25 protein-coding genes and 1 tRNA gene are annotated in these 25,244 nt (G+C 54.5%); 7 read left to right on the top strand and 19 right to left on the bottom strand.

Annotated features, from left to right (window positions below; all coding sequences use genetic code 11):
• Positions 1–455: 455 nt before the first annotated feature.
• Both ompA and sulA read right to left on the bottom strand, forming a co-directional pair.
• Positions 456–1,508 (bottom strand): porin OmpA, encoded by a 1,053-nt coding sequence (gene ompA / locus CKQ53_RS17595; protein ID WP_085652560.1) that lies wholly within the window; start codon positions 1,506–1,508, stop codon positions 456–458.
• A gap of 357 nt (positions 1,509–1,865) precedes the next feature.
• Positions 1,866–2,363, bottom strand: coding sequence for an SOS-induced cell division inhibitor SulA (sulA, locus tag CKQ53_RS17590; RefSeq protein WP_094117348.1), 498 nt, complete (start codon positions 2,361–2,363; stop codon positions 1,866–1,868).
• A 216-nt stretch (positions 2,364–2,579) separates the two neighbouring features.
• Between sulA and CKQ53_RS17585 the strand changes: the two genes are divergently transcribed.
• Positions 2,580–3,206 (top strand): TfoX/Sxy family DNA transformation protein, encoded by a 627-nt coding sequence (locus tag CKQ53_RS17585; protein WP_094117349.1) that lies wholly within the window; start codon positions 2,580–2,582, stop codon positions 3,204–3,206.
• A 110-nt stretch (positions 3,207–3,316) separates the two neighbouring features.
• Here CKQ53_RS17585 and yccS read toward each other — a convergent pair whose 3' ends face one another.
• On the bottom strand, positions 3,317–5,467 hold the full coding sequence (yccS, locus tag CKQ53_RS17580) for a YccS family putative transporter (protein ID WP_409359737.1): 2,151 nt from the start codon (positions 5,465–5,467) through the stop codon (positions 3,317–3,319).
• Positions 5,468–5,488: 21 nt separating this feature from the next.
• Positions 5,489–5,935 carry a YccF domain-containing protein gene (locus CKQ53_RS17575; protein ID WP_094117350.1) on the bottom strand — a complete coding sequence of 149 codons (447 nt, stop codon included), beginning with the start codon at positions 5,933–5,935 and terminating at the stop codon, positions 5,489–5,491.
• A gap of 166 nt (positions 5,936–6,101) precedes the next feature.
• Between CKQ53_RS17575 and helD the strand changes: the two genes are divergently transcribed.
• Entirely contained in the window at positions 6,102–8,159 is a 2,058-nt protein-coding gene (gene helD / locus CKQ53_RS17570; protein ID WP_094117351.1) for a DNA helicase IV, read from the top strand.
• Positions 8,160–8,261: 102 nt separating this feature from the next.
• Here helD and CKQ53_RS17565 read toward each other — a convergent pair whose 3' ends face one another.
• Both CKQ53_RS17565 and CKQ53_RS17560 read right to left on the bottom strand, forming a co-directional pair.
• Positions 8,262–8,726 carry a methylglyoxal synthase gene (locus CKQ53_RS17565; protein ID WP_085652555.1) on the bottom strand — a complete coding sequence of 155 codons (465 nt, stop codon included), beginning with the start codon at positions 8,724–8,726 and terminating at the stop codon, positions 8,262–8,264.
• Positions 8,727–8,849: 123 nt separating this feature from the next.
• Positions 8,850–9,524 carry a DUF2057 family protein gene (locus CKQ53_RS17560; RefSeq protein ID WP_085652554.1) on the bottom strand — a complete coding sequence of 225 codons (675 nt, stop codon included), beginning with the start codon at positions 9,522–9,524 and terminating at the stop codon, positions 8,850–8,852.
• A gap of 220 nt (positions 9,525–9,744) precedes the next feature.
• On the opposite strand from CKQ53_RS17560, the gene CKQ53_RS17555 reads away from it, so the two are divergent.
• Positions 9,745–10,161 carry a CoA-binding protein gene (locus CKQ53_RS17555; RefSeq protein ID WP_085652578.1) on the top strand — a complete coding sequence of 139 codons (417 nt, stop codon included), beginning with the start codon at positions 9,745–9,747 and terminating at the stop codon, positions 10,159–10,161.
• 57 nt (positions 10,162–10,218) lie between these two features.
• Here the strand turns inward: CKQ53_RS17555 and hspQ are convergent, their stop codons facing one another.
• A complete protein-coding gene (gene hspQ, locus CKQ53_RS17550) occupies positions 10,219–10,530 on the bottom strand; it encodes a heat shock protein HspQ (RefSeq protein ID WP_094117352.1) in 312 nt (103 codons plus the stop codon).
• 156 nt (positions 10,531–10,686) lie between these two features.
• On the opposite strand from hspQ, the gene yccX reads away from it, so the two are divergent.
• Positions 10,687–10,965 carry an acylphosphatase gene (yccX, locus tag CKQ53_RS17545; protein WP_085652552.1) on the top strand — a complete coding sequence of 93 codons (279 nt, stop codon included), beginning with the start codon at positions 10,687–10,689 and terminating at the stop codon, positions 10,963–10,965.
• 2 nt (positions 10,966–10,967) lie between these two features.
• Here the strand turns inward: yccX and tusE are convergent, their stop codons facing one another.
• Positions 10,968–11,297, bottom strand: coding sequence for a sulfurtransferase TusE (gene tusE, locus CKQ53_RS17540; RefSeq protein WP_085652551.1), 330 nt, complete (start codon positions 11,295–11,297; stop codon positions 10,968–10,970).
• A 121-nt stretch (positions 11,298–11,418) separates the two neighbouring features.
• Complete coding sequence (yccA, locus tag CKQ53_RS17535; protein ID WP_085652550.1) at positions 11,419–12,078, bottom strand: FtsH protease modulator YccA; 660 nt, start codon at positions 12,076–12,078, stop codon at positions 11,419–11,421.
• Between the two features lie 234 nt (positions 12,079–12,312).
• On the opposite strand from yccA, the gene CKQ53_RS17530 reads away from it, so the two are divergent.
• A tRNA-Ser gene (locus CKQ53_RS17530) sits at positions 12,313–12,400 on the top strand.
• Positions 12,401–12,746: 346 nt separating this feature from the next.
• Here CKQ53_RS17530 and CKQ53_RS17525 read toward each other — a convergent pair.
• Positions 12,747–13,466: a S24 family peptidase gene (locus CKQ53_RS17525; RefSeq protein ID WP_085652549.1), complete on the bottom strand. Its 720-nt coding sequence runs from the start codon at positions 13,464–13,466 to the stop codon at positions 12,747–12,749.
• A 341-nt stretch (positions 13,467–13,807) separates the two neighbouring features.
• On the opposite strand from CKQ53_RS17525, the gene CKQ53_RS17520 reads away from it, so the two are divergent.
• Positions 13,808–15,202 carry a glycoside hydrolase family 32 protein gene (locus CKQ53_RS17520; RefSeq protein ID WP_094117353.1) on the top strand — a complete coding sequence of 465 codons (1,395 nt, stop codon included), beginning with the start codon at positions 13,808–13,810 and terminating at the stop codon, positions 15,200–15,202.
• A gap of 142 nt (positions 15,203–15,344) precedes the next feature.
• Here CKQ53_RS17520 and CKQ53_RS17515 read toward each other — a convergent pair whose 3' ends face one another.
• The gene (locus CKQ53_RS17515) at positions 15,345–15,707 is read right to left on the bottom strand and encodes a DUF4186 domain-containing protein (RefSeq protein WP_085652546.1); all 363 of its coding nucleotides are present in this window, start codon (positions 15,705–15,707) and stop codon (positions 15,345–15,347) included.
• A gap of 219 nt (positions 15,708–15,926) precedes the next feature.
• On the opposite strand from CKQ53_RS17515, the gene CKQ53_RS17510 reads away from it, so the two are divergent.
• On the top strand, positions 15,927–16,355 hold the full coding sequence (locus CKQ53_RS17510; protein WP_085652545.1) for a universal stress protein: 429 nt from the start codon (positions 15,927–15,929) through the stop codon (positions 16,353–16,355).
• Between the two features lie 39 nt (positions 16,356–16,394).
• Here CKQ53_RS17510 and CKQ53_RS17505 read toward each other — a convergent pair whose 3' ends face one another.
• The 8 genes from CKQ53_RS17505 to lpxH form a co-directional block, all read right to left on the bottom strand.
• On the bottom strand, positions 16,395–16,661 hold the full coding sequence (locus tag CKQ53_RS17505; RefSeq protein WP_094117354.1) for a DksA/TraR family C4-type zinc finger protein: 267 nt from the start codon (positions 16,659–16,661) through the stop codon (positions 16,395–16,397).
• A 132-nt stretch (positions 16,662–16,793) separates the two neighbouring features.
• Positions 16,794–16,985, bottom strand: coding sequence for a YfgG family protein (locus tag CKQ53_RS17500; protein WP_244200976.1), 192 nt, complete (start codon positions 16,983–16,985; stop codon positions 16,794–16,796).
• Positions 16,986–17,178: 193 nt separating this feature from the next.
• The gene (gene ppx / locus CKQ53_RS17495) at positions 17,179–18,723 is read right to left on the bottom strand and encodes an exopolyphosphatase (protein WP_118895243.1); all 1,545 of its coding nucleotides are present in this window, start codon (positions 18,721–18,723) and stop codon (positions 17,179–17,181) included.
• A gap of 9 nt (positions 18,724–18,732) precedes the next feature.
• A complete protein-coding gene (gene ppk1 / locus CKQ53_RS17490; protein ID WP_085652761.1) occupies positions 18,733–20,796 on the bottom strand; it encodes a polyphosphate kinase 1 in 2,064 nt (687 codons plus the stop codon).
• 225 nt (positions 20,797–21,021) lie between these two features.
• Positions 21,022–22,305 (bottom strand): HAAAP family serine/threonine permease, encoded by a 1,284-nt coding sequence (locus CKQ53_RS17485; RefSeq protein WP_118895241.1) that lies wholly within the window; start codon positions 22,303–22,305, stop codon positions 21,022–21,024.
• A gap of 447 nt (positions 22,306–22,752) precedes the next feature.
• A complete protein-coding gene (purK, locus tag CKQ53_RS17480) occupies positions 22,753–23,823 on the bottom strand; it encodes a 5-(carboxyamino)imidazole ribonucleotide synthase (RefSeq protein ID WP_118895239.1) in 1,071 nt (356 codons plus the stop codon).
• Positions 23,820–24,329 carry a 5-(carboxyamino)imidazole ribonucleotide mutase gene (purE, locus tag CKQ53_RS17475; RefSeq protein WP_094101930.1) on the bottom strand — a complete coding sequence of 170 codons (510 nt, stop codon included), beginning with the start codon at positions 24,327–24,329 and terminating at the stop codon, positions 23,820–23,822. Before purE ends, purK begins: the two co-directional genes overlap by 4 nt.
• A 182-nt stretch (positions 24,330–24,511) precedes the next feature.
• On the bottom strand, positions 24,512–25,234 hold the full coding sequence (lpxH, locus tag CKQ53_RS17470; RefSeq protein WP_094117355.1) for a UDP-2,3-diacylglucosamine diphosphatase: 723 nt from the start codon (positions 25,232–25,234) through the stop codon (positions 24,512–24,514).
• Between the last annotated feature and the right edge of the window lie 10 nt (positions 25,235–25,244).

Here is a 25,244-nt window from a genome sequence, read left to right as displayed (position 1 = left end):
CGCTCTGTGACGACAAGGTCGATGGTTTTGTCACAGGCATCCTTTTTATTTTTTGTACCGGTTCCCTTCCTCATACTTACGCGTTTATTTAGTTTTCATATTATTGATTGTCACGATAAAAGTGTGCCTATTCTTTGCGGCGTTAAAAATTAGCAGGGAAAGGACTGGGTCTTTAGGAAATGAAAACGCAATGGAAGATAAATGAGTTCTTTTATTTTAACGAGACGGAATTATTAAAAATCATACGAATGAATTTCGGGCGAAGAGAATAGTTTGGTGTGGGACGTATCAATAAAAAGAGAAAAGATCCAGGCGGTATGTCGAGTCGACGATTTAGATTTAACCAAGCGATGAAAATAAAAAAATGGCCCCTGAAAATCAGGGGCCATTAATCATTCTTGGAATATGACGCAGTGAAGCACTACGTCATTATTTTCCGTGAAAAGCGAGTGCGATTAAGCCTGCGGCTGAGTCACAACGTCTTTGATGCCTTTCACTTCGATTTCTACGCGGCGATCCGGGGCCAGGCAGTCGATCAGGGCTTTACGGCCTTTCACGCTGTCACAGGTAGAACCGGTAACCGGGTTGGACTCACCAAGACCACGGGCAGAGATTTTGTCAGACGGGATGCCTTTGGCAACCAGGTAGTCAACGACGCTCTGAGCACGGCGAGTGGACAGGCCTTCGTTATACTGTTCTGAACCCAGACGGTCAGTGAAGCCCAGGACAACAACGGAACCGTCTTTAGGATCCATGGTGCTCAGCTGAGTGTACAGCTGGTCCAGAGAGCTCTGGCCTTCAGGACGCAGTTCTGCTTTGTTGAAAGTGAACAGAACGTCAGATTTCAGAGTGAAGCGTTTGGTCTGAACAACCGGAGCCGGAGCCGGAGTCGGTGCTACGACCGGAGCCGGAGTTTCCTGACCGAAACGGTAAGAAACGCCAACGCTCAGCATGCCGTTATCAGGACGACCACCAACGGTGCCTGCGTCGCCGATGTTGTTAACCCACTGGTAGTCCAAACGAGTAGCCCAGTTTTTGGTTACTGCGTATTCCAGACCTACTGCAGCCATCGGAGAAATACCGGTGTCGTTGCCGCCGCGACCAGTCACGTCGTCGTGGCTGTCAGCACGCCAGAAGAAACCACCCAGACGAGTGTAAACGTCCAGATCGTCAACGATCGGGTAGCTCAGTTTGGCAGCCAGCTGAACGCCTTGTGCTTTGAAGTTACCACGGTTTTCACCGGTGTACTTCATGCGGCCCAGCCAGTCGTAACCCAGTTCGAAGCCCAGGTATTGGTTAGCCTGGTAACCACCAAAGGCGCCTGCGCCCAGCTGGTTTTCGTGCGGGGAGTTAGTGGTTTGGTAACCGTTGCCGTACAGGCCAGTGTCATGGAACTGAGACCAGCCCAGTTTGGCGCCTGCGTACCAGGTATTGTCGTTCGGTGCTGCTTGAGCTACGGAAGCCAAGCCAGCCAGTGCCACTGCAACTGCGATAGCTGTTTTTTTCATTTTACGCCTCATTATCATCCAAACAGGTAATTAACTCTTCGAGTTAATAAACCTTTGGTTAAAATCTTTTGAAGGAGACATTGCTCTTAATTATTCTCACCAGTCAGCTGATGTTATATGAAGAGCAACTCCTGCGGGTAAAGTCTACAACGTGATGCAAAAGTTACAAGTATGATGTTAGAAGCCCCAGACAAAAACCTAGCGTTTCACACATACTTACTAACAAATAATAGATTAAATTGTCAGTTTGGACAGAATATTTATGAGAGGTGATGGGTGGGGGGGAGTAAAGAACTCAATGCCTGCGGGGGATCTTTAACTTAGCGGATTTCCCCCGTAGGAATACTCTTAATTTACTTAATGATACAATCTGGAGTGAATCTTTAACGTAGAAAATGGTCTGTAGATGGCTTTTCGCTCTGGCCGCATGATAAATCCGTAGGTATTTCCGCTTTCCGCCGCTTCGCGCAGGCGCATTTTTTCTTCATTTTCCAGCTCCGTTGGCAACCAGCACAACACCGCGCTGTAATTCCCCGTTCTCAAGGCTTTTTCCATTGCCTCTAACGTCCCTGCCGGGTCGATATGATGGAGTTCAATCATTTTGTCGAGCGGTAAGCCCGCTTGTTGAAGCCAGGTGCGGCTAAGTTTTTGCTGCGGCGCCAGCCACAACAGCCAGCGAGACTGCATTCCTAATTGCTGCAACAGCGGCAGCAGCAGGGGCGCGAGAATAGGCTGATCGTCGCTGTAGACAATTTCACTGATGATGCCGCCGCCGTGAGGGGCGACCGCGGGCGCATCCTGCGTACGTAAAGAAGACTGAGAAAAGCGGCGAGCGTTGACGAGTTGTGTGCGCATAAGTGAATTCCACCGGCAGGGTTACTGTATGCGCATACAGTAATGCGTGTATAAATAAAGATCAATCGGAATTTGAAAGCGCCTCGCATAATTTACAGGGAATGTCTAGCAACGCCATTTTGTGTTTGAGGCAACCGTTTTCGTATGCTTAATTACTTGTTCCCGTTACGTATATTGCGATTCAGCAATTAGGGTGAACATGATAAGGACAATGTTATGAAGCAGTTATGCGAAAAAAGGATTCGGCAGTCTAAGTACGTTTTTTCCTCTTTGGGAACCATTAGTTCCCGGTCTCAATTTGGCGGCTACAGCATCGCAGCAGACAAGATTATCTTCGCGCTGGTGTCTAACGGTGAACTTTATCTGCGGGCGTCGCGACAGCATGAAGTGCATTTTCGCGCCCGGGAGATGGTGAGCATGGTTTACACCAACCGCGGCGTGCCGGTCCCGTTGAACTACTACGAGGTGGACAATACCTTGTGGAACAACGAACCGGAACTCCTGCAACTGGCGTCATTGTCGCTGGAAGGGGCCCGGCATGATAAAGCCATCAAGACGCGAAGTATCCGATTGAAAGACCTACCCAACCTTAATCACTATTTAGAACGGCAACTGTGGAAAGCCGGGATTCGCAACATTGAACAGTTGCATGAACTGGGGGAGATACAGACCTTTCTTCGTTTGAGCGTCGTCAGGCACGATCTCAATCTCAGCGTATTGCTGGCGCTGGCGGGCGCCATTCGTGGCGTTCATCAGGCCGCGTTGCCGGAACATGTGCGCCAAGAACTGATTGAGTGGTTTAAACACCACCTTGCGAGTCAGGGGAAACGGCCTAAACACTGATGGGGTGGTCATTCTAGCGAAGTGTGAATTTCCGTGCGCGCAGGGGTTGTGCGGCGCGCACGGGGTTCTGGCTGAACGGCGATGCAGACAAGATCTCTAAGTTTAAGGAGTTACGCCTGCGTTGGGCTGGCCGGTAGTTCCGCCATCTGGTCTTTCAACGCTTCTAGCTCCGGCAGCAGCTCAATCATGAGACCAATCTGCTGCAACACCAGCTGATCCTTACTCTCAGACTCCGGATTGGCAGCGTGGATACGTTCCTCCAGCGACGCCAGGCGCTGACTGAGTTGGCTTCGATCGTTGCCGTCGTGATGCAAAGCGTCGTCCATGTAGCACACGGCGTCATCCAGCAGCTGTAGCGTTTCTGACGACGTCAGTTTTTCGCGATGAGCGCCCAGCGTGGAGATATAGCTCAGCAACGTGTGGTTCAGACACATCAAGCGAAAAGCATGCTCGCGTTTTTCTTTGGTCGCATGCGGCTCAACGGACATATTAGAAACCACCGACGCCAGCTCGGCATCGCTGTTGTGAGCATCGCGGCGGGCGATACGGTACGCCAGGCTGTTATTTTTCCCCTGATGGTACTGCTCCATAATCGCATCCAGATAGCGGCAGTTGGCATACAGCGTTTTATTGACGACCGCCGGAAGAGCGCGAAAACGCCAGTCGGGCCAGATAAAGCTGACTGCCGCCCAGGCGATGCCACAGCCGATCAGCGTATCGAGTACCCTCGGCACAGTGACTTCGTATCCTTCACCCAACAGGTTGAAGCACAGCAGCACCAGCAGGGTAATAAACAGGGTCGCATGGGCGTACTGCACGGTGCGGAAGGCGAAAAACAGCACGCCGCTGATCACGATCAGCGTCATTTGTCCTTCTATCGACGGCACGAAATAGAGGATGGGCAGCCCGAACAACACCCCGGCCAATGTGCCGATGACGCGCAGCGTGAGGCGATGGCGCGTCGCGTTATAGTTCGGCTGGCAGACAAACAGGCTGGTAAGCAGAATCCAATAGCCGTGTTGCAGATGAGTGACCTGAATAAATGCATAACCGCCGCACAGCAGTACGGACATCCGCACGGCATGACGGAATAGCGCCGATTTCGGCGTGAGGTGGCGGCTGATACGCAGGCAGATATCGCTCCAGCCGGTGATTTTATCATCCGCCAGCAGCCGGTTTTCCTTCTGCCCATCTTGTTCGACGGACTGCTCGGATTCGATGGTGGCAAGCTGGGCGTCGATGGCGCGCAGATTGTTAATCAGGTGGCGCATGGCTTTCAACTGCGGGGCCGCCGTTCCCTGCGTCGCCAGTTTTTCGAGGGTCAGCTCCAGATGCGCAAAGGCTTTTTCGATGCGCGGATCGTGCTGGTACTTCTGATGCAGCAAGATGGACTGGGCCAGCTGTTCACAGGCGCGAGATTGCATCGACAGCAGACGCTGAAAACGAAACAGCGCATCGCTGTAGCGCAGCGTTTCGCGCAGTTGCGCATACTGAACATGGGAAGAGCTGGCGCGCTCGTGAATATCCTGCGCGACGAAATAGTAGTGCAGCGTTCTGCGCGTACTGCGCTGACCGCGATCGCCCCGCAGGCGGGTCAGCAGCGAAGACTTGGCCTGGTTGAGCGTGTCGACCAGTTGCCCGTTGGCCATCGCCACATCAATCAGCGGCTGGTTGTCGTCTTCGGTATCGGGATCAAACAGGTTGGATTTGGCATCGAGGTAGTGTGCAAGCTGATGATAGCAGCGCGCCAGACTATCCTGCAGGGGACGGATGGGGAAGAGAATGTGCCCGAACAGCGTGAGCAGGTTGTACCATAACGCGCCGACCAGCAGTAAAGCGGGCTGCTGATACCAGTTGTCGTAGAGCGAAATCCCGAGCATGGTGTAAATGGCGATCAGCAGCGCGCCGAAGGCAATTGTGGCATAGCGCTGTCCCAGCGCGCCCAGCAGAATAAATCCGCAGGTGGACAGCGCGAGTCCAATACCAAACAGCCACGGGTAGGGGAACAGCAGTTCGATGGAGACTGAGGCGATCAAAAAACAGCCCAGCGTGATGAGTAAATTCATCAAGCGTCCCGTCAGTCGATCGTCCAGATCCGCCAGCGCGGCGGCAACTACGCCGAGCGTAAGAGGAATCGTGGTGGTCGGAATATCCAGCCACCAGGGAACGACGGCAGCGCCCGCCAGCGCCAAAAAAATACGAATGTTGTAGAGCCAGTTACTGTTATAGATATACCGGCGCAGGGAGGCTGTTAGAGTCACGATCACGATAAGTCCGCCTGATTACTGAAAACGGCGTCGGGCATTGGCTTCCCGCGCGGCTCGAGCTTCTTCCACGGAGACCACGCGGCGACCAACCGGCCAGAGTGCAATGGCTGCAATTTTGAAGTTGGCGATGCCGACCGGAATGCCGATAACGGTTAGACACTGCGCAATCCCGCAGGTGATGTGTGAAAGACACAGCCACCAGCCGAAAAAAATCACCCAAAAGACATTCAACAGCGTGCCGCCTACATTCAGTAAAGGGTTTTTTTCGGCAGGGCGCAACTCGTCGACGTGTACGGCTTCATTACCGTAGGGCAGCAGCGATAGCTTGGTGATTTCCCAGCAGGAGCGGGTCAGGGGAAGCGTAAATATCAATAGGATGCTGACGCAGGTTGCCAGGAGCCAGGCTAACGTGGTGAAAAATCCGCCCAGGACAAAATTCAGAATGTTGAGCACGGTGCGCATAGTTTCTCCAGGACTGGTGTTTTGAATCAAACTCTATGATGAAGAAAGAATTATCACATTATTGGCAACGATATCCTAACCCGTTTTTATGGCTAGAGCGTGCGACGGCATAGCAGTTAAACTAGCGATTAAACGACAAGATCTCACAAGGTATGGCGCGGAGATTATGGAACTTAAATCAACCTCGATGGGCAAGCATCTGGCGCAGCACCCTTATAACCGGGTCAGATTGCTCAATGCCGGCGTCAACGTCAGCGGCGACAAACACGAATACCTGATCCCGTTCAATCAACTGCTGGCGATCCGCTGCAAAAAAGGGCTGATTTGGGGCGAACTGGAATTCGAACTGCCGGATCACAAGGTGGTGCGTCTTCACGGCACTGAATGGCAGGAGACTCAGCAGTTCTTTCACTATGTCATGAAAGCCTGGCAGGGGTGGAGCGACGAAATGAGCCAGGTCAGCGCCGAAGTGCTGACGCGCCAAATCGACGCGATTCACCGTCTGGAAACGCGTGACCGCTGGTTTGGGCGTAAAGAGCTGGCGCAGTTGCAGCAGGACATTCGCGAGGCGTTTTCCGCTCTGCCGTTGCCGTTGGAGAGACTGAGCGAATTCGACAACTGTCGGGATCACTATTTACGCTGCCTGCAGTGGCTGGAGGCGGGAGAGCCGCAACGTGAAAAAGCGAACCAGCACTGGACGGCACAGACGCTCGACGCGCAGCAGCACTTTTTCGCCAACGTAGAAAGTTCTCCTCTGAACCCTTCCCAATGTCAGGCCGTGGTCAATGGCGAGGATGCCGTACTGGTACTGGCTGGCGCGGGCAGCGGTAAAACGTCGGTGCTGGTGGCGCGGGCCGCGTGGCTGCTCTATCGCGGCGATGCGACGCCGGACCAGATTTTGCTGCTGGCCTTTGGTCGACAGGCGGCGGAAGAGATGAACGAGCGTATTGAGAGCCGCCTCAATACCCGCGACATCAAGGCTAAAACCTTCCATGCGCTGGCGCTGCATATCATTCAGAGCTGCAGTCGCAGTGTGCCCACCATCAGTAAACTGGAAACCGACACCGAGCATCGCCGTCACTTCCTGATCAAAGAGTGGCAGAAGCAGTGCAACGATAAGAAAGCGCAGGCCAAAGGGTGGCGGCAGTGGCTGACTGATGAACTTGAGTGGGATGTGCCCGAAGGCGACTTCTGGCGGGATAAATCGCTGTCCTCCCGACTGTCAGGTCGTCTTGAACGCTGGCTGGGGTTGATGCGTTCGCACGGCGGTACGCAGAGCGAAATGGTGGAGCTGGCGGATGATGATCGGCGTGCGGTATTTCAACAGCGCATCAGGCTGATGGCCCCTCTGTTGAAGGCCTGGAAAAAAGCGTTGAAAGAGGAAGGCGCGGTCGACTTCTCGGGCTTAATCCATCAGGCCGTTAATTTGCTGGATAAAGGGCGCTTCATCAGTCCGTGGAAGCATATTTTGGTCGATGAATTTCAGGATATCTCGCCCCAGCGAGCGCGGCTGTTGTCTGCGCTGCGGCGGCAAAATCGCGAAACCAGTCTGTTCGCGGTCGGAGATGACTGGCAGGCCATCTATCGTTTCAGCGGCGCGGAACTGGCGCTGACGACGGCGTTTGAGCACCATTTTGGCGTCGGGGCGCAGTGCGTGCTGGACACGACTTACCGCTTCAACCGACGTATTGGCGAGATCGCTAGCCAATTCATTCAGCAGAATCCAAGCCAGCTGAAAAAAGCGCTCAACAGTCTGCGCGACGGGAACAAAAAGTCGGTGGTGTTGCTGCCGGACGAGCAGTTGGAAGGCCTACTGGATAAAATGAGCGGATATGTGAAACCCGAAGAGCGCATTCTGGTGCTCGCGCGTTATCACCATCTGCGGCCCGAGGCGCTACAAAAGGCGGCGACCCGTTGGCCTAAACTGAATATCGACTTCATGACCATCCACGCCAGCAAAGGGCAGCAGGCTGACTTTGTGATCATCGTCGGGTTGCAGGCGGGCAAAGACGGTTTTCCCGCGCCGGGACGAGAGTCGATGCTGGAAGACGTACTGTTGCCGACGCCGGAAGATTTCCCCGATGCCGAAGAGCGGCGTCTGCTTTACGTGGCGCTGACCCGCGCGAAACATCAGGTCTGGTTGCTGTTCAGCAAAGATGAACCCTCGATCTTCGTCGAACAGCTGCATCGGTTAGGTGTGCCCAAGCAGCGCAAGGCGAGTTAGCGCATTCGAAACACTCGCCATCATCGAGCCTGATGTGACGGCAGGTGAGTCGATGAGGGGGTTTTGGGGATGAACGCGGGCCAGCCACGGCCCGCGTGATATTTATCTCAGGCGGGCCTGCAAGTAGCGCTGATAGTCGGGGATGGCGATGTCGACGGGCTGAGTGAACATATCGGAGTTCACCAGGAAATCGGCCGTCGAGCGGTTGGTGGCGACTGGGATATTCCAGACGGTGGCCAAACGCAGCAGCGCCTTCACATCCGGGTCGTGCGGTACGGCATTCAGCGGATCCCAGAAGAATATCATCATGTCGATCTTACTCTCCGCGATTAGCGCTCCAACCTGCTGATCGCCGCCCATTGGGCCACTCATCATGCTTTTAACCGGCAATCCGGTGTGGAGTTCAATCAGGTTACCGGTCGTTCCCGTCGCATAAAGGTGGTGTCCTGCGAGCTTGGGCTTGTTGGCGGCGATCCATTCCAGCAGCGACTCTTTGCAGTGATCGTGCGCGACCAGCGCAATGTGCTTATGCGCTTCGATTCTACGGGTGGTGAGCTTGAGCTCCATGATGACGTCCTTAGCACTGTGCGTTTGTCAGGTGACAAAATGAATGTTTAATGGAAAACAGAAAAAGGTGAATGCCTGCGTGGAGCGTTGGGATCGTTTTCAACGTCCTGGCGCGAAGGGCGATTATTGGCCGTTTTTGCTCGCGGCCCATTGAAGAAAACGCTGTCGGGTTTTCTGGTCGGCCTTTTGGAACCAATACTGCATCAGAATAAACGGGTCGGTCTTATCCGCAGCGGGCGTCAGCGGCTCGGCATTGCCCTCATTGGCAGGCTGTGTCACCGGCTGCGAGGGCGGCAGGGTGGTCAGCGACGGGACCGAAGCCGGGTGGGCTGCGCTATTGTAGTCGACCATTTTTTTCTCGATATCGCCGTTCAGATCGGCATCGGTCAGCGTTATCCGGTCGGTCGTCGCGGGAATGGGCTGATTCTTATCGCCCACCAGCTGATAATGCGCTTTTTGTTTGAACTGTTTACGTAACTTTGGCGTGGACAGATCCGGCAGGTGGATCGTTATCGCACCTTGATTGTGGGTATTAAATGTGGCGATCAGCCCGTTGCTGTGGAAAACGTCTTTCACGCCTTTACGCACATCGATCGTTTTGCTCACCCGGAACAGGAGTTGGTGGTCGCCTCCGTTCAATTCCAAACTGCCCGCGCCTTTTAACAGTGAGGCGGGAACCTTTCTGCCATCTACGACAATCAGCTCGACATCGGGGCCGAGTTTCAACGTCGTGGCCATCGCAGGCGTTGCGCTCATGGCCAGTGACAGGCAGATAAAGGCAAACTTGAATTTCATCATTTCCCCAGAATATACGGCAACGGCAACATTGTTTAATAAGGCGCAGCCTGTGTCAAAATTTCAGCCGCGAAACCTCGGGCAGTTTGTGTTTCGTTTAAAAAGACGGCGAAGAATAGCGCTTTGTTGACCCGGCGGAAAATGATATTTCATGAGACGCTCAGCCAACGCGCGGCATGAGATACACTGAAACCATCGTCTTTGATTAATGAGGGGTAGCATGATGTTAAACGATGTTGAGATTCAATCGGTGCTCAGCTCCGTCAAGACCATCGCACTCGTGGGTGCCAGCGAGAAAAGTACGCGGCCTAGCTATGGCGTCATGGCCTATTTGCTGGGGCAGGGATACGACGTCATTCCGGTGAGCCCCAAACTCGCCGGGCAGAAGCTGTTGGGACGAACGGCCTATGCCTCGCTGCAGGATATTCCCCGGCCGGTGGATATGGTGGATGTCTTTCGCCAGCCGGAGGCGGCGTTCGGGGTGGCGCAAGACGCCATTGCCATTGGCGCCAAGGTACTGTGGCTGCAGTTAGGCGTGATTAACGAAGAGGCCGCGGTGCTGGCGAGCGACGCTGGATTAAAAGTCATCATGGACCGCTGCCCGAAAATCGAAATCCCACGATTGGGACTGGAGAAATAGTCTGCCGGGCCTTATGACTTCGCGGCTAAGTGATAAGGCTGGCAGTGAGTGAGAAGATTAGTGCAGGAGTTGAGGGGCTCGACTTTTGATGCGGGCCGCTAGCTCATCCAACGGCGAGTCCGATTCCGTGCCGACATGCTCATCCTGCTGCAACTGCTCTTCCGCCAGATAGGTATGAACCGGCTGGCCTTCTTCATCTTCCATCACTACGTGGTACCACGGCGCCGTACGCTGCGCCTCGGCGGCGGCAAGCTCTTCCCAGGCGGGTTTTTCCAGCGAATACTCAGGATCGATGTCGACCACGACGCCGGTAAATCCCAGCAGCTTATGACGAATCTGCTGTCCGATGCCAAATTTACAGATAATCATATAACCTCCCGAGCGACGAATTTGACTTACTATAAATGGGTATGCCAACGGCGATTTCAAGCGCGGTGGGCAGGCGTTTTGTCTCTTTGCGGCATGCCTACTTCCGATAATGTTTGAGCATATGGCGAAGCGTGAATATGAAATTGAGGAATGTGAATGTCTCAGAAGGCGGTGAAAGTCTACGTTTACGGCGTAGTACAAGGGGTCGGATTTCGTTTTCATACGCAGGCGCAGGCCCAAATGTTAGGGCTGACCGGCTACGTCAGAAACTGTGACGACGGCAGCGTCGAGCTGGTGGCCTGCGGCGAATCAGAAGCGGTGGAAAAGATACTCGAATGGGTAAGGCAAGGCGGACCGAAATACGCTCGCGTCGATCGGGTGCTGACCGAGCCGCACGGCAATACCGATTACCGCGCGTTCGACATTCGCTATTGAATTCAGATGCACTTCACCGGTTTCGGCAATCCTGCGATTTTAGTGGCCTGTTTGGCGGGGCCTTTAGGGAATAAGCGATAAAGGTAGCGGCTATTTCCTTTTTCCTCGCCGTATTTCTGCGCCATGGCTTTGACCAGCATGCGGATCGCGGGTGAGGTGTTGAATTCCAGATAAAACGCCCGCACAAAGCGCAGCACTTCCCAATGCGCTTCCGTGAGTATGATTGCCTCTTGTTCCGCCAGCAGCGGCGCCATCTCTTCCTGCCAGTCCTGACTGTTTTTCAAATAACCCTGCGCGTCTGTCTCGATGACGCGGCCTTCAAACGTAAACATAACACCTCGGAATGACGTTAAAACGCGTCTAGTCTACCAAATTTTTGGTTCAGGGAAGGGGGGGCAGAAACAAAAAGCCCCACTGGAGTGGGGCTTTAACGAGATGGGTAAACACTCAGCGTTAATTGCTGCGGCTCATACCTAGCAAGCTCAACAGGCTGACGAATACGTTGTAGATGGAAACGTACAGGCTGACCGTGGCGCGGATGTAGTTGGTTTCACCACCGTGAATGATGTTGCTGGTTTCCCACAAAATAGCGCCGGCGGAGAACAGAATAAACATCACGCTGATCGCCATCTGCAGCGCGGGAATGTGCAGGAACAGGTTGGCGATAGTGGCGACCAGCAGCACGACGAAACCAGTGATCATCATTCCGGACAGGAACGACATGTCCTTACGCGTGGTCAGTACGTATGCGGAGCAGCAGAAGAACACCAGCGCGGTGCCGCCCAGGGCCAGCATGATGATGTCGCCTGCGCCGGACGCGATGAGCGTACTCAGCATCGGGCCCAGGGTATATCCCATAAAACCCGTCAGTGCGAAAACAGCCAGAATCCCCGCCGGGCTGTTTGCCAGTTTATAGGTCAGGAACATCAGACCATAGAATCCCGCCAGCATTAGCAGAAGACCGGGAGCAGGGAGGTTGAAGACGGTGCTGAGCGTTGCGGTGACGGCGGAAAATCCCAGCGTCAGCGACAAAAGGAAATAGGTATTGCGCAGCACTTTGTGAGTGCTAAGCAGCGACTGTTCACGTGATGTTGAGGTAACAATGCGATCCATAATGGCGACTCTCTCTTTAAGGGGTCTTTATTTCATGCCTAGAGTAGGTAGTCACGCTGTGTGATTAAAGGCATTTTACCCTTCTTTACTTGCATTCACGGGCGAATACAGAAGAAAGAGTGAGCGAAATGATGTTTTTGCACCCATTTAATCGCTATCAGCCTATTTTTAAGGCAATCGAACCGGTTGTCGCTTTACAATATCAGGCGGTCTGTTTATAGTTCGCCTCGTTGCGGAGGAGTGGCCGAGTGGTTGAAGGCACCGGTCTTGAAAACCGGCGACGGGAAACCGTTCTAGAGTTCGAATCTCTACTCCTCCGCCATCCATTTCAAGGGGTTGCTAAATAGCAGCCCCTTTTCTTTTTGCGTTATCCTACGCTATGCATCCCCCAAGTTTTGTTCCCCTTTCTTATCATGTCATTGCGCCGTGCTATTGAGCATGGATTAGCCCATCCGCTTCATTAACCGCGTAACCTTATACGGCGCCACTCCGTCAGATTGGTATTAAACAACGTAGCGCCGGAATGCACTGCCGTTTTGGCGTGTTATGAGTGGGGCAGGCGGACGGAGATGGGCAGGACGAAAGTGCCGAAGGTTTTATGCCATGTCGTGGCGACGTACGGTTGGGGCATCTCTTTCGACAGGCCGCCTGCGATTCTGGAATGCGGCTTAACCAAAACGTTTGAAATTGACGGACTGACTGAGCAGCACTTTCGCAATGACGTGAAATTCATCTTGCTCCCCATCCTCGATGTGCCAGGACTGATATTTGGGGTTGTCGGACAGGACCAGCAGCCGATGTTTCAGCATTTGCAGCCGTTTGACATACAGCATGTTGCCGAAGACAAACACATAGATCCCATCTCCGTCGAAGGTGTTGACGGACACATCGACAAAGATCATATCCCCCGGCTCGATGGTAGACGCCATGCTATCGCCTTTGACCGTCACCATTTTGATGGCGCTGGCGGGCTTGTTGCCAAACAGCATCCGTGCCTGCTCATGGGTGTACTCAATGGCTTTGACGGTTTCAATAAACTCTGATGACGACACGACGCCGTTCCCGGCGCTGACCTGAATAGCGAGCATATCGACGCGATAACGTTGGCACTCCGGACGTTTCAGCGGGGCTGCCGGAGACGTATTCGGACAAATTACGGTGCTTTTGTCGTCTTCCCGGGACATAAAAAACCAATGCTCAGGATAGCCGCTGACCTGTGACAGCTTTTGCAGATGGGAACCACGCGGCGCCGTTTTACCCGATACCCAGCCTTGTACAGCCTGAGGTGAAATCGTCAGTTTGCGGGCCAGAATAGACTGGTTCCAGCCCTTCTCTGTGAGGAGTTGCGCGATGCGTGATGCTGTTGTGAGACGCTTTTTTTCGTTCATTTCACCTATGCTACAAGTAAATATTTAAATTTTCATTTAAATTTAAACTTGTAATAAGGCAAAAATGTTGTAAGTTTTACTTGTCTATAACCAATATGGAGCCAATATGACAACTTTTATCTATGCACTAAAAATCAACGCCGCCAATCCGTTACAGGGTATTTGGCCGCGTACATCTGTGACGACAGGGGGCAGGGTTGCTTTACTCCGCGCCTTGCTGTCAGTAAACAACCGCATCCCACGCAGCGAATTAGCCAAGTTGACTGTGCTGGCAACATTAGAAAAGGTCTTCGTCCGTGTATGCCGGAGGTGGGTTATGAGTAAACGAGAGGGGTTCCACCATGTCCGAAGTCATTGAGCAACGTGTTTTCAGCAACGGTTTTCACCTTTCCAGTGAAGAACCGGGATTCATGAACGATATCCAAACGTTTATTTACGACGTGGATACCTCTCTCTGGCACGGTTACTACCTTTGGAACGGAGACTATGCCTGGGGCGGAAATGGCACGGAATGGCGACATTTCACCACGTCAGACTGGGTGAAATTCGAAGATCACGGGGTCGCCATCCCGAAATATAAAACGCCGCAGGGCGATATCGCTACCGGTTCGGTGGTCATCGATCTGGATAATCTTGCGGGTTATGGCGAGGGGGCCTGGCTAGCCTATGTCACCAGCTATATTGATGGGTTGCAGACCACTAACCTGTGGTACTCCAACGACAAGGGCTACACTTTCTCACCCTGCGAGTCCAATCCCGTCCAACCTAATAATCTCCGCCTGGACAATTACCGCGATCCTTTTGCGTTTATCCAAAATGGTTGGGTATATATCTATCTCGCTGAAGGCTACAAGGTCGGCATTTACCGTTCCCGTACCGGTAAAGCGCCGTTTACCTATGTCGACAGTATCGTCATCAAAGACATGGGATTGATTGAGTGTCCTACGTTGCTGGATATTCGCTGCGGCGATCTGGGATACAACAAATCCGTGCTGGTGTTCGGCGCTAACGGGGGCACGTTAGGGACGACAGGGACGTTTATGCACGTCGGGACGCTGGACTACGACACAATGGTGTTCGGCAATATCGAAACGCCAGCGCCGGTCGCTATCGACAATGGCCCTGATTTTTACGGCGCGCGCGCTGGGTATGATGAAACCAAAAGTCATGACCGATTGTATTGCCTGGGATGGGCTTCGAACTGGGGCTACTGGCAGGATAAAGATGCCCAGCCCATCATCGACAAAGCCAGCAACATCGGCATTGCGACGCTGATGCGCAAACTCAAACTGCGCTATGTGAATAGTGAATACTACATTGAAAACAAACCCGTATTCTCCTTCTCGGATGAGATCGTTTCAGAAATCACTGAAACGCTCGATAGCGGAGATACCGCGCTGCCATTAGTCATTGATGGCCGGGGCTATATCGGTTTTGACTTTCAGAGCAGCACCGCCAGCGAGATCAAAATCGAAGTGGGCGGTACAGATTGGAATTTTGTCGTGACTTATACCCCCGCGACTCGCGAGTGCAACATCCTTCGTCGATCGGGGAAAGCGGTAGGCATTATCGAATTTGAAAAACCGCATACCTTTACGCTAAGCAAAGATATTACATGGATGAATATGTTTATTGATTACGGCGTGATTGAGCTGTTTTTCAGTTCCGGTGAGTCCTGCACGTTTGTGACCTTCTCTTCGGCAGGAGATGCACAGGTCAATATCGTCAGTATGTAATGGCCATCCGGTCCGTTCTCCCTTGCGCGAAGCGGACCGATAGAGGGTGTTTGACGCTGTCGGTCCTGGAGACACGGCAGCGCTTATCAACCAGCTAGCGCGTTTCTTTCGACCCGCCATTGATTCCCCCACCTGTGTCTTTCTACGATATCGCCGCTAAATCTTGCTCAATCCACTGCAAAATCACTTCAACGATGTCGCGTTGCTCTTCAGGCGTCAGCGGTCGTTGTTTGGCAATACCGTGCCATTTGGACAAACATCCCCGACAGCAGGTAGCCGTGGCATGCTGGGCGACAAAGACCGGATGTCCACGCATGGGCGTCTGTTTTCCGTCATTGTTAGGCTGTGCGGGTGCCAGCCGTTGCGCGATGAAGTCGGCGGCATGTGAGGCGACCACGGTTTTGCCCTTGCTATAACAATAATCACGCTCTTTGGGGCCGAGATGGAAGCGCTGGCGAAAAGTGGAGCGTGAAAGGCGGAAAAATAAATCTTGATGGGCAGACATGGCGCAGTGCTCGTAAACGTAAGTGCTCGAAAACGCTGGAAGCTTAAAGGGTTTTGCACGGTAAGCAAACTATAACAACATAACTATCTGTATATTAGATATATTTTCATCAGGTCACTAATTCTCTCTTATCTCACAAAAGTTGCACATCGTCATTTATCTGAGCGAAAAACGGAGCTACGCTGAAGGTGTCAAAGTACACAGTCAAAGGGGGCTGTTATGTATAAGACCATTTTGGTGCCTGTCGATATCGATGAAGAAGAGCTGACCAAGAATGCCCTGTCTCAGGCCACTTTTCTGGCTAAATTATCCGGTGCGAAACTGCATCTGTTTCATGTTCTACCGGATGTCTCCGCTTATATTTCCGCCTATGCGTTTGGTTTGAAAGAGTTCGAAAACGAGGCGGTGGTTAAGGCGGATGAGAAGTTGCACGAGCTACTGAGCCAAATAGACCTCCCGGCGGAGCAGCTGGATCACAGTATTACCTTTGGTACGCCGCGTGATGAGGTCCTGGAGTTGGCCGAGGAGATCCACGCCGATCTGATCGTGGTCGGCTCTCGCCGTCCGAGTGTCAAAACCTACCTGCTAGGGTCCAACTCCTCGGCGATTGTGCGCCATGCCAAAACGTCAGTGCTGGTCGCGCGATAACGACGTGAAGACGCTGTGTGGTCTGGCGGCGTCCAACGCTTAACGAAGCTGGCTGTCTTTACTGCCGCGGCGGTTGTAGCCAGCATTGATGCTGCGCTGTTTGTCGATTTTCGCCTGACAGGCAACGCAGTAGCGCACGCCCGGCAGCGCGTTACGTCGGGCTTCCGGTATGGGGTCCCCGCACTCTTCGCAATACTCAGCGCTTTCGCCGCGATGTAATTGGCTACGCGCCTGAGCGATAGCATCATCGACGGTGGCGTCGATTTGCTCCTGAACGGAGCCGTCACTTGACCAACCACTTGCCATCATTGACCTCCTGCTTGCTGGATGACGCGGTGAACGTGTGTCGCGTATTTAACACGAATACGTTGCCTCCGCCTCGGTGCGAGTCGGTAATCATAAAATAGCTGAAAACAGCAGAATGTGTGGACTAAGGGACTATTCTCGTTGAGCGGGTGTCGTCACAGAAGATGTGTCCAGAGAATGCTCAACGCGAGTTTGCTGCTGAACTTCCTGGTGATAGAGAAAGGCGCCGACGGCGGAATAAGCAAAACGGCCTAACAGAATGATGAGACTGATCATGAGTACGGTACGGGCTATACGCGTACTACTTCGTCGCTGACGTAACATGATTCTTCGCCTGTGGGTAATCGTAGACATTACCGGGTGGATTCCTGATGAAAGCGGACATTCGCTGTTGTTTATTTAGGCACAAGCTGGCGGTGGGGTCAATGCGCCTGGGGCAAAAAATTAGCCCCAGGCGCAAATGTGAAAAATCTCACAATGTGAAGCAGGAGTAGGGCGCAGGCCGAACTGACCCGGCCTAATTTTGTGTCGGTGACTCTTTTTCCTCTTCAATCAACAACGTCCAGTCGCTGATGCCCTGCCAGTACTCCTGCTCTTTTTCCAGATCGAGCTGCACCAGCGTATTTTGACTGAAATAGCCGAATGGGAAAATCAGGGTCCAGGTGCGATCGTCCGTCGCCAGACGCAGCGTTTGTGGCGACGTCGTGGCCTGACGCTGGTTATTGAGCAGCGTCGCCAATCGCAGCAGCAGAATCATCGGCATGTACTGTTTCTTTTTGAACTGATTCAGGCGCGGCAGCTCGTCTGTTTTTATCGCTTTGCGGTGCCAGCGCACCAGTAGCGACAGCACCATCTGCTGTTCCTGATTAAATCCTGGCAGATTGGTGTTTTGCAGGATGTAAGCGGAGTGGCGGTGCATACCGCTGTGGTTGATGCCGAGTCCCACTTCATACAGCATGGCCGCCCATTTCAGAATGGCCTCCAGCTGTGGATTCACCAGCGAGGGGTTCTGTTCCTCCCACTGGGTGTAGAGCAGTTCCGCCGTTTCTCGGACGCGATGCGCCTGTGCGCGGTCGATGTTGTAGTGACTGGCCAGACTTTTCGCGGTACGGATGCGGATGTCCTGATGGCGGAAGCGCCCCTCCATTTCATACAGCACGCCTTCGCGCAATGCGCCGTCCGACAACCTCAGCGTATCGATAGCCAGCGTGTCGAAGACCCCGCAGAGGATGGCAAGGCCCGGAACCAGTACGTTCTGTCGCTCATCCGTCAGGCCCGGTAGACTGAGCGCTTTCACGCTTTTATGCTTCAGGATCTCATCGCGCAGCATCTCAAGCCGCTGCAGCGTAATCTGGCCGTCTTTCTCGCCCATCGCCAGCAGGATCTCGTTGGCCGCCTTAATGGTGCCGGATGCGCCCAGCGCATAGTCCCACCCGTAGATGCGGTATTGCCAGGCCAGGTTTTCCAACTGCTGCGCGGCGGCAAGCCGGGCGCGCTTGAAGTTGTTGGCGTTGATTTCGCCATCGGGGAAAAACAGTTGAGCGAAGCTGACGCAGCCCATCCGGCGGCTTTCCACCAGCTTAGGCTCAAAATCTTCGCCGATCACCAGCTCCGTCGAGCCGCCGCCGATATCGATCACCAGCTTGCGGCCTTTTTCCGGCTGCGTGTGCTCGACGCCCATAAAGATCAGTCGCGCTTCTTCATGCCCGGAAATAATGGAGATCGGGTAGGGGATGATTTTGGCGGCGCGCTGCAAAAACTCTTGCGCGTTGTGCGCTTCGCGCAGGGCGTGCGTGCCGACGATAGAGACATTGGCCGCCGGAAATCCCTGCAGGCGTTCGGCAAACAGCGCAAGGCAGTTCAGACCCCGTTCGATAGACTCCTCGCTCAGCCGGTTTTGGCTGTCGAGTCCGTCTACCATATGCACCCGTTGTTTCAGGCGGCTAAGCACTTGAAGCGCGCCATTGACCACGCGGGCGACCACCATATGAAAACTGTTGGAGCCCAGATCGATGGCGGCGAATTCCTGGGGTTTTTCAGCGATATTGTCGGTTAAAGGCATGGCTGTGGCCTACTCTTTGGGTTGCTCAAGGACCTTAAGATATTCATAGATCGCATTCTGGGCGCGGACTTTGCGCCGGTTGCCTCGGGTGACGTAGTGATTATTCAACTCCTTGTCCAGCACGCGGGCTTTGACTGTATCGCTGAATAGAATCTCCAGAATATCGAGGATTCGCGCCTTCAGCGTCTGATCCAGGACTTCCACTGCGACTTCGATACGGTAATCGATGTTGCGGGTCATCCAGTCGGCGGAGGAGAGAAACACCTTCTGATCGCCGCCGTTGTGGAAAACATACAGCCGATCGTGCTCCAGGTAGCGGTCCACGATGCTGGTGATGCGGATATTATCACTGATCCCCGGAATATCGGGAACGAGCGAGCACATCCCGCGGACCAACAGGTTCATTTTTACCCCGGCGCCGGAGGCGGCATACAACCGGTCGACCAAACCTTTGTCCACCAGATTGTTCACCTTCAGGGTGATTTTCGCTTCCAGCCCGTTCTGCGCGTTGGCAATCTCGCGGTCAATCAATTCATAAAGACGGCTGCGAGAGTTCTGCGGAGAGACGAGCAGGTGATCGAAACTCACCGGCCGGTAGGGGTTTTCGATAAAGTTGAAGACCCGGCGTACCTCGTTGGTAATGCGTTCGTCGGCGGTTAGCAGCGAATAGTCGGTATATAACCGTGCGGTTTTTTCGTTGAAGTTACCGGTCCCGATATGCGCATAGCGCACCACGTTGTCGCCTTCACGTCGCGAGATCAAAAACAGCTTGGCGTGAATTTTCAGACCGGGAATGGAAAAGATGACGTGAACGCCCGCTTCCGTCAGTCTTTTTGCCCAGTGAATATTGGCGGCCTCGTCGAAACGCGCCTGCAATTCCACCACCACCGTGACTTTTTTACCGTTGTGCGCGGCGTGGATCATGGAGTTGATGATGCGCGAATCCTTGGCGACGCGATAGATGTTGATTTTAATCGCCAGCACGCTGGGGTCGAAGGACGCCTGCCGGAGAATTTCCAGCACATGCTCAAAGGTATGGTACGGGTAGTACAGCAGCACATCGCGCTCGCGGATAGCGTCAAAGCCGTTGCGGAAGTGATTGAATCCCAGATGACGCAGACGTGGCAGCGGTTTGTTGACCAGATTGGCGCGGCCCACGTTCGGGAAGCCGATGAAGTCTTTGAAGTTGTGATAGCGTCCGCCGGGAATAACGGAGTCATAGGAGGTAATATCGAGTTTCTTGAGCAGGCACTCCACCATCGCATCCGGCATATCTCGCTGATAGACGAAGCGAACCGGTTTGGCCGTCAGCCGCTGTTTGAGGCTGGACGACATCAACTCCAACAGGCTGGACTCCATTTCCGTCACCAGATCGTACTCGGCATCACGCGTCATCTTCATGGAGTATGCGTTCAGCGCGTCGTAATCGAAGAATCCCCAGAAGATATCATCCAGACAGTAGCGCAGAATATTGTCGATCAGGATCATGGTCTTGCGACGGTGCGGTGCTTCCGGCGGCAGATCGACGAAGCGGGCGACCTTGTCGGACGGAATTTCCAGCAGCGCGTAGTCCGTCTTCTCGCCGCGAATGATTTCGATGGCCAGATAGGTGTAATCGTCTTTCAAAAACTGAATCAGATTGGTTTCAGGCAGCAGCAGAATCGGGGTGATATGCGGGCGCAAATAGTGTTTGAAGTAATCGCGCAGCCACGCCTGCTGATTGGGCGACACCTGTCGCTCGTTGACCAGGAAAATCTGGTTACGCGCCATCTCCAGCAGCAGCTCGTTATACAAATTGTCGAACAGCTGATCGGTTTTCAGCACGCGCATCTGAATTTTGCTGAGCAGATGACGCAGCCCGCTGGCGGAGCCTTGCTCTTCGTTAATCAGAATACGACGTTTGAGGTCGGCGAATCGTACCTTGTAGAACTCGTCCAAATTGCTGGAGTAGATGCCCAGAAAGCGCATACGTTCAATCAGCGGATTATTCTTGTCGGCGGCTTCTTGAAGTACGCGTTCATTGAAAGATAACCAACTCAACTCTTTGTCTATGTAGAGTTTGTCCTGACTCATTCTCACTCCGTTAAATGATTTTACTGAAGTGTTTCTACTATCCATTACCATTATGGCGCGTGAATGACGGGCATGGCGAGTCTTCACATGGACTTTTTCTCATCCTGGTCAACGAGAGACAGCGAGATTTTGCGTGCGCTGGACTGTGCAAAAACGCTATCGGCGTGACGGGGCGAGGAGACGCTGACGGGACAGCGTGCGGCGCGAAACGCCGCACGCCGGGGCTTACTGACACAGGCTGTAGATAATGGCGGTCATCGCAATCAGTCCCGTCAGCGTCACGAAGAGATTGCTGAGCTGGCCGCTATAGCGCCGCATCGCAGGGACGCGATGGATCGCATACATCGGCATTAAAAACAGCAGGCAGGCGATGATCGGGCCGCCCAGCGTTTCAATCATCCCCAAAATGCTGGGATTCCACGTGGCCACTGCCCAAGTGGTCAGCAGCATAAAAACAGTGGTGATGCGGTTCAGCGTACGAGGTGCCAGCGTTTTGCCGCGTCGCCGCAGCGTTTTCACCACCAGTCCGTTGAATCCTTCGCCCGCGCCCAGGTAGTGACCCAGGAACGACTTGGAGATGGCGACGGTCGCGATCAGCGGCGCCGCATAGCCGATAAGCGCGCTGTCAAAGTGGTTCGCCAGATAAGACAAAATCGAAATATTTTGCGTTTTCGCCGCCATCAGCTCTTCCGGCGACAGCGCCAGTACGCAGCTGAACACGAAGAACATGACGGTCAATACCATCATCACATGGCTGTAGGACAGGATACGCGCGCACTTCTTCTCCGCCGCATCGCCGTACTCCTTACGCTTGGCCACGGCGAACGAAGAGATAATCGGCGAGTGGTTAAACGAAAACACCATCACCGGGATCGCCAGCCACAGCGTCGCGGGCAGGCTGCTGCCATTCACGGTGCCGGATAGCGACAACGTCTGGAATACCGACAGATTCCAATGCGGCACCAGATAGCAGGCCAGCAGCAACAGCACGGTCAAGAATGGATAGACCAGTACACTCATCGCTTTCACGATGGTGGCTTCCCCAAAACGCACGATGAACATCAGGCACAAGATCAGCGCCAGCGCGAGCAGCGCGCGCGGGGGCGACGGCAGGTGCAGCTGATGGGTGATGAAGCTATCGACGGTATTGGTGATCGCCACGCTGTAGACCAGCAGAATGGGATATATCGCGAAAAAATACAGCAGGGTAATGAGATGACCGGCCCGGGAGCCGAAATGCTCCTCCACGACCTCGGTGATGTCTTCCGCATCGCCTTTGCCAGAAAGGACGAAACGGCACAGCGCGCGATGCGAATAGTGCGTCATCGGAAACGCGATAATCGCCATGATGATGAGCGGCAACAAACCGCCTATACCGGCGTTAATGGGCAAAAACAGCACCCCGGCGCCGATGGCCGTGCCATACAGTCCCAACATCCAGACGGTATCGCTTTTACGCCAAGTGGAGGCGGTGTCAAAGACCGCGCTGCTTTCCTGAATTGAGCTCATACAACTCTCTCCTGAGCGAGTCATGCATATAAAACAGACGTCCGGCTCACAACGTGGGGCCGGGCGAAGTGTGCGAGGGTAGTCACATCAGGACCGCTATTGTCGAGTGATGCTGACATTCTTCTCGCAGGCGGACGGCGACGCAGCGGATAGGACAACACGTGACGGCGATAAGCCGGGAAAAACACCGATGAACAGAGGAGAAATCTTCATTGCGGGAAATACATCCTTAAATACCAGTTTCCGTGAGCGCCACGGTGAAAACACGCGGTCATCGCATTCAGTCACAATCTGATGGCCTGAATGACGGCGCTATTATCCCGCGAAATAAATCACGGGTGCAAACCCGGTCGCCTGCCACGCACCCCTGACGAGGCGACAGGCAAGCACGGTGTTAAAACGTGGCGTCGGCGCGCGGATCTCCGGGGACATCCGCGCAGTCTGAGATCAGGCAGATAGCTTTTGTTGCGCCCACGTAAGCCCGGACTGATACTCCGAAGGCAGCATCGGCGTCAGCGCCTGTAGCGTTTCGCGGAGGAGCGCGGCGTCCGGATCGCTGAGATTCAGATGCCCGACCTTCCGGCCCGGACGCACGGCTTTCTCATACCAGTGCAGATGCGTCAGCGGCAGCGTCAGCCAGTCGGCATTCACGTCAGTGCCGATAAGATTGACCATCACCGACGGCGTGCTGACGACGGGCGCGGGCATCGGCAAATCGAGGATTGCACGCAAATGCAGTTCGAACTGACTGATAGACGCGCCGTTCTGGGTCCAGTGGCCGCTGTTATGCACGCGCGGCGCGAGCTCGTTGATCAGCAGTTGGTCGCCGACGATAAAGCACTCCATCGCCATCACGCCGACATAGCCCAGATGATGCAAAATGGCGGACAGCATCTTTTCAGCCTGCCGTTGCAAGGCAGATGTAGGATGGGGCAACGCGACGCTGGTGCGCAGAATGCCGTCCTGATGCAGATTGTGGGTCAGCGGATAAAACACGCACTCGCCCAGTGCGTTGCGCGCGCCGATCAGCGACACTTCGCCGGAAAAGTTAATTCCCTGCTCGACGATGCACTCGCCGTAGCAGTCCACGGGCAGCGTTGCCTCATCACCGGGGCGCAGACGCCACTGGCCGCGGCCGTCGTAGCCGCCGACGCGGCGTTTGACGATGGCCAGTTCGCCCAACCGACTGAAGATGTCGGGCCAGGCGTCGGCGCTGCTTAGCAACTGCCACGGCGCCGTCGCTAGCTGCAGCTCGTCCAACAGCTGTTTCTGCGTATAACGATCGGCCAGACGCGGGAAAATATCGCGATTGATAAATGTAGGCTGCGTCGCCAGCTGGCGGGTGAGGGCGGTTTCCGGCCAGCGTTCGATTTCTGCGGTGATGACGCTGTGCTGGTAGGGGATAGACTCGGGCTCGGCATCCAGTCCCACCGGATAGACCGCGATGCCCAGCGGTTCGCCAGCCTGACGCAGCATGCGTCCCAGTTGACCGTTACCTAATACACAGACCGGTTTCATGCTTCCTCCCGCGGATCGGCGTGCTGGAGCACATCGTCGGTTTGGCGCTGACGCCAATCCGTCAAACGCGTCGCCAGCTCGCGGTCATGCAACGCCAGAATCTGTGCGGCGAGCAGGGCGGCATTGGCCGCGCCGGCTTTGCCTATCGCCAGCGTCCCCACCGGAATGCCGCGCGGCATCTGCACGATGGAGTACAGGCTGTCCACCCCGCTCAGCGCTGCGCTCTGGACCGGAACGCCCAGCACCGGCACCAGCGTTTTGGCGGCCAGCATACCAGGCAGGTGCGCAGCGCCACCGGCTCCGGCAATGATGACGTCAAAGCCGTTATCCGCCGCCGCTTCGGCAAAACGGAACAGTTTATCCGGCGTGCGGTGCGCGGACACGATTTCAACGTGGAAAGGGAGATTCAGCGTGGTGAGGATTTCTGCTGCGAACTGCATGGTGGCCCAGTCACTCTTTGAACCCATCACGATGGCGATTTTCGCCGGGGCAGCGTTGGATGACATGCCTGTAGTGCTCCTGTGAATGTGCCTGACGCCGGTCAGAGCACAGGGTGATAGACACATCGCCGCCGAGTCGGCGCTCCGGCGACGAGGGCGTAGAGCATACCATGACCCCAGAGGGAGGAAAACGGTTGCGTCGTGATGAACGTCGGGGTTTAGCGCAAAAAACGGGTGGAAAACAGGACTTAAAGCGGGAATGCGTGGAGTGAAATACCGTCGGGCGTGACTTTGATGACCGATCCTTCCTCATGCCAGGCGCCGAGCACGGCCCGTTGAGCGGTCTCGCCATCGACAGTCAACGTATGGATCGCTGGTCGATGCGTATGACCGTGGATCATGGTCTTGACCTGGAAGTGACGCAGCCGGTCTATGACCTGCTGAGGATTGACGTCCATGATCTCAAGCGATTTGATCTGGTTGGCCTGCTGGCTGGCGGAGCGCATGCGCGCGGCGATACGTAGCCGGAGTCGCAGGGGCAGCCACAGAAAAAGACGTTGAATCAGCGGGTTGTGAACGCGGCGGCGAAAACGCTGGTAGGCGGCGTCGTCGGTGCACAGCGTGTCACCGTGCAGCACCAGATACTCGCGACCGTATAGCGCAATTCGGTTTTCCTCCGGCAGCAGCGTCATGCCGCTCTGGCGGGCGAAGCGCTTGCCGATCAGGAAATCCCGGTTGCCGTGGACGAAGTAGCAGGGCACGCCCTGATGATGCAGCGTCAGCAGCGCGGCGGCGACGGTGTGATGCAGCGGCTGCGGATCGTCATCGCCAATCCAGGCGTCGAACAGGTCGCCCAGGATGTACAGCGCGTCGGCCTGAGCCGCTTCTTCGCGTAAAAAACGCAGAAAACCGGCGGTAATAGCCGGTTCCTGTTCGCTCAGATGCAAATCGCCAATAAACAGCGTCGCCATGCAGAGAAAA

This window comes from Lonsdalea britannica (assembly GCF_003515985.1).
In the GTDB taxonomy this organism is placed as follows: domain Bacteria; phylum Pseudomonadota; class Gammaproteobacteria; order Enterobacterales; family Enterobacteriaceae; genus Lonsdalea; species Lonsdalea britannica.
Note: the sequence above shows the minus strand (reverse complement) of the source record. Positions and strands in the feature narration are given on the sequence as shown.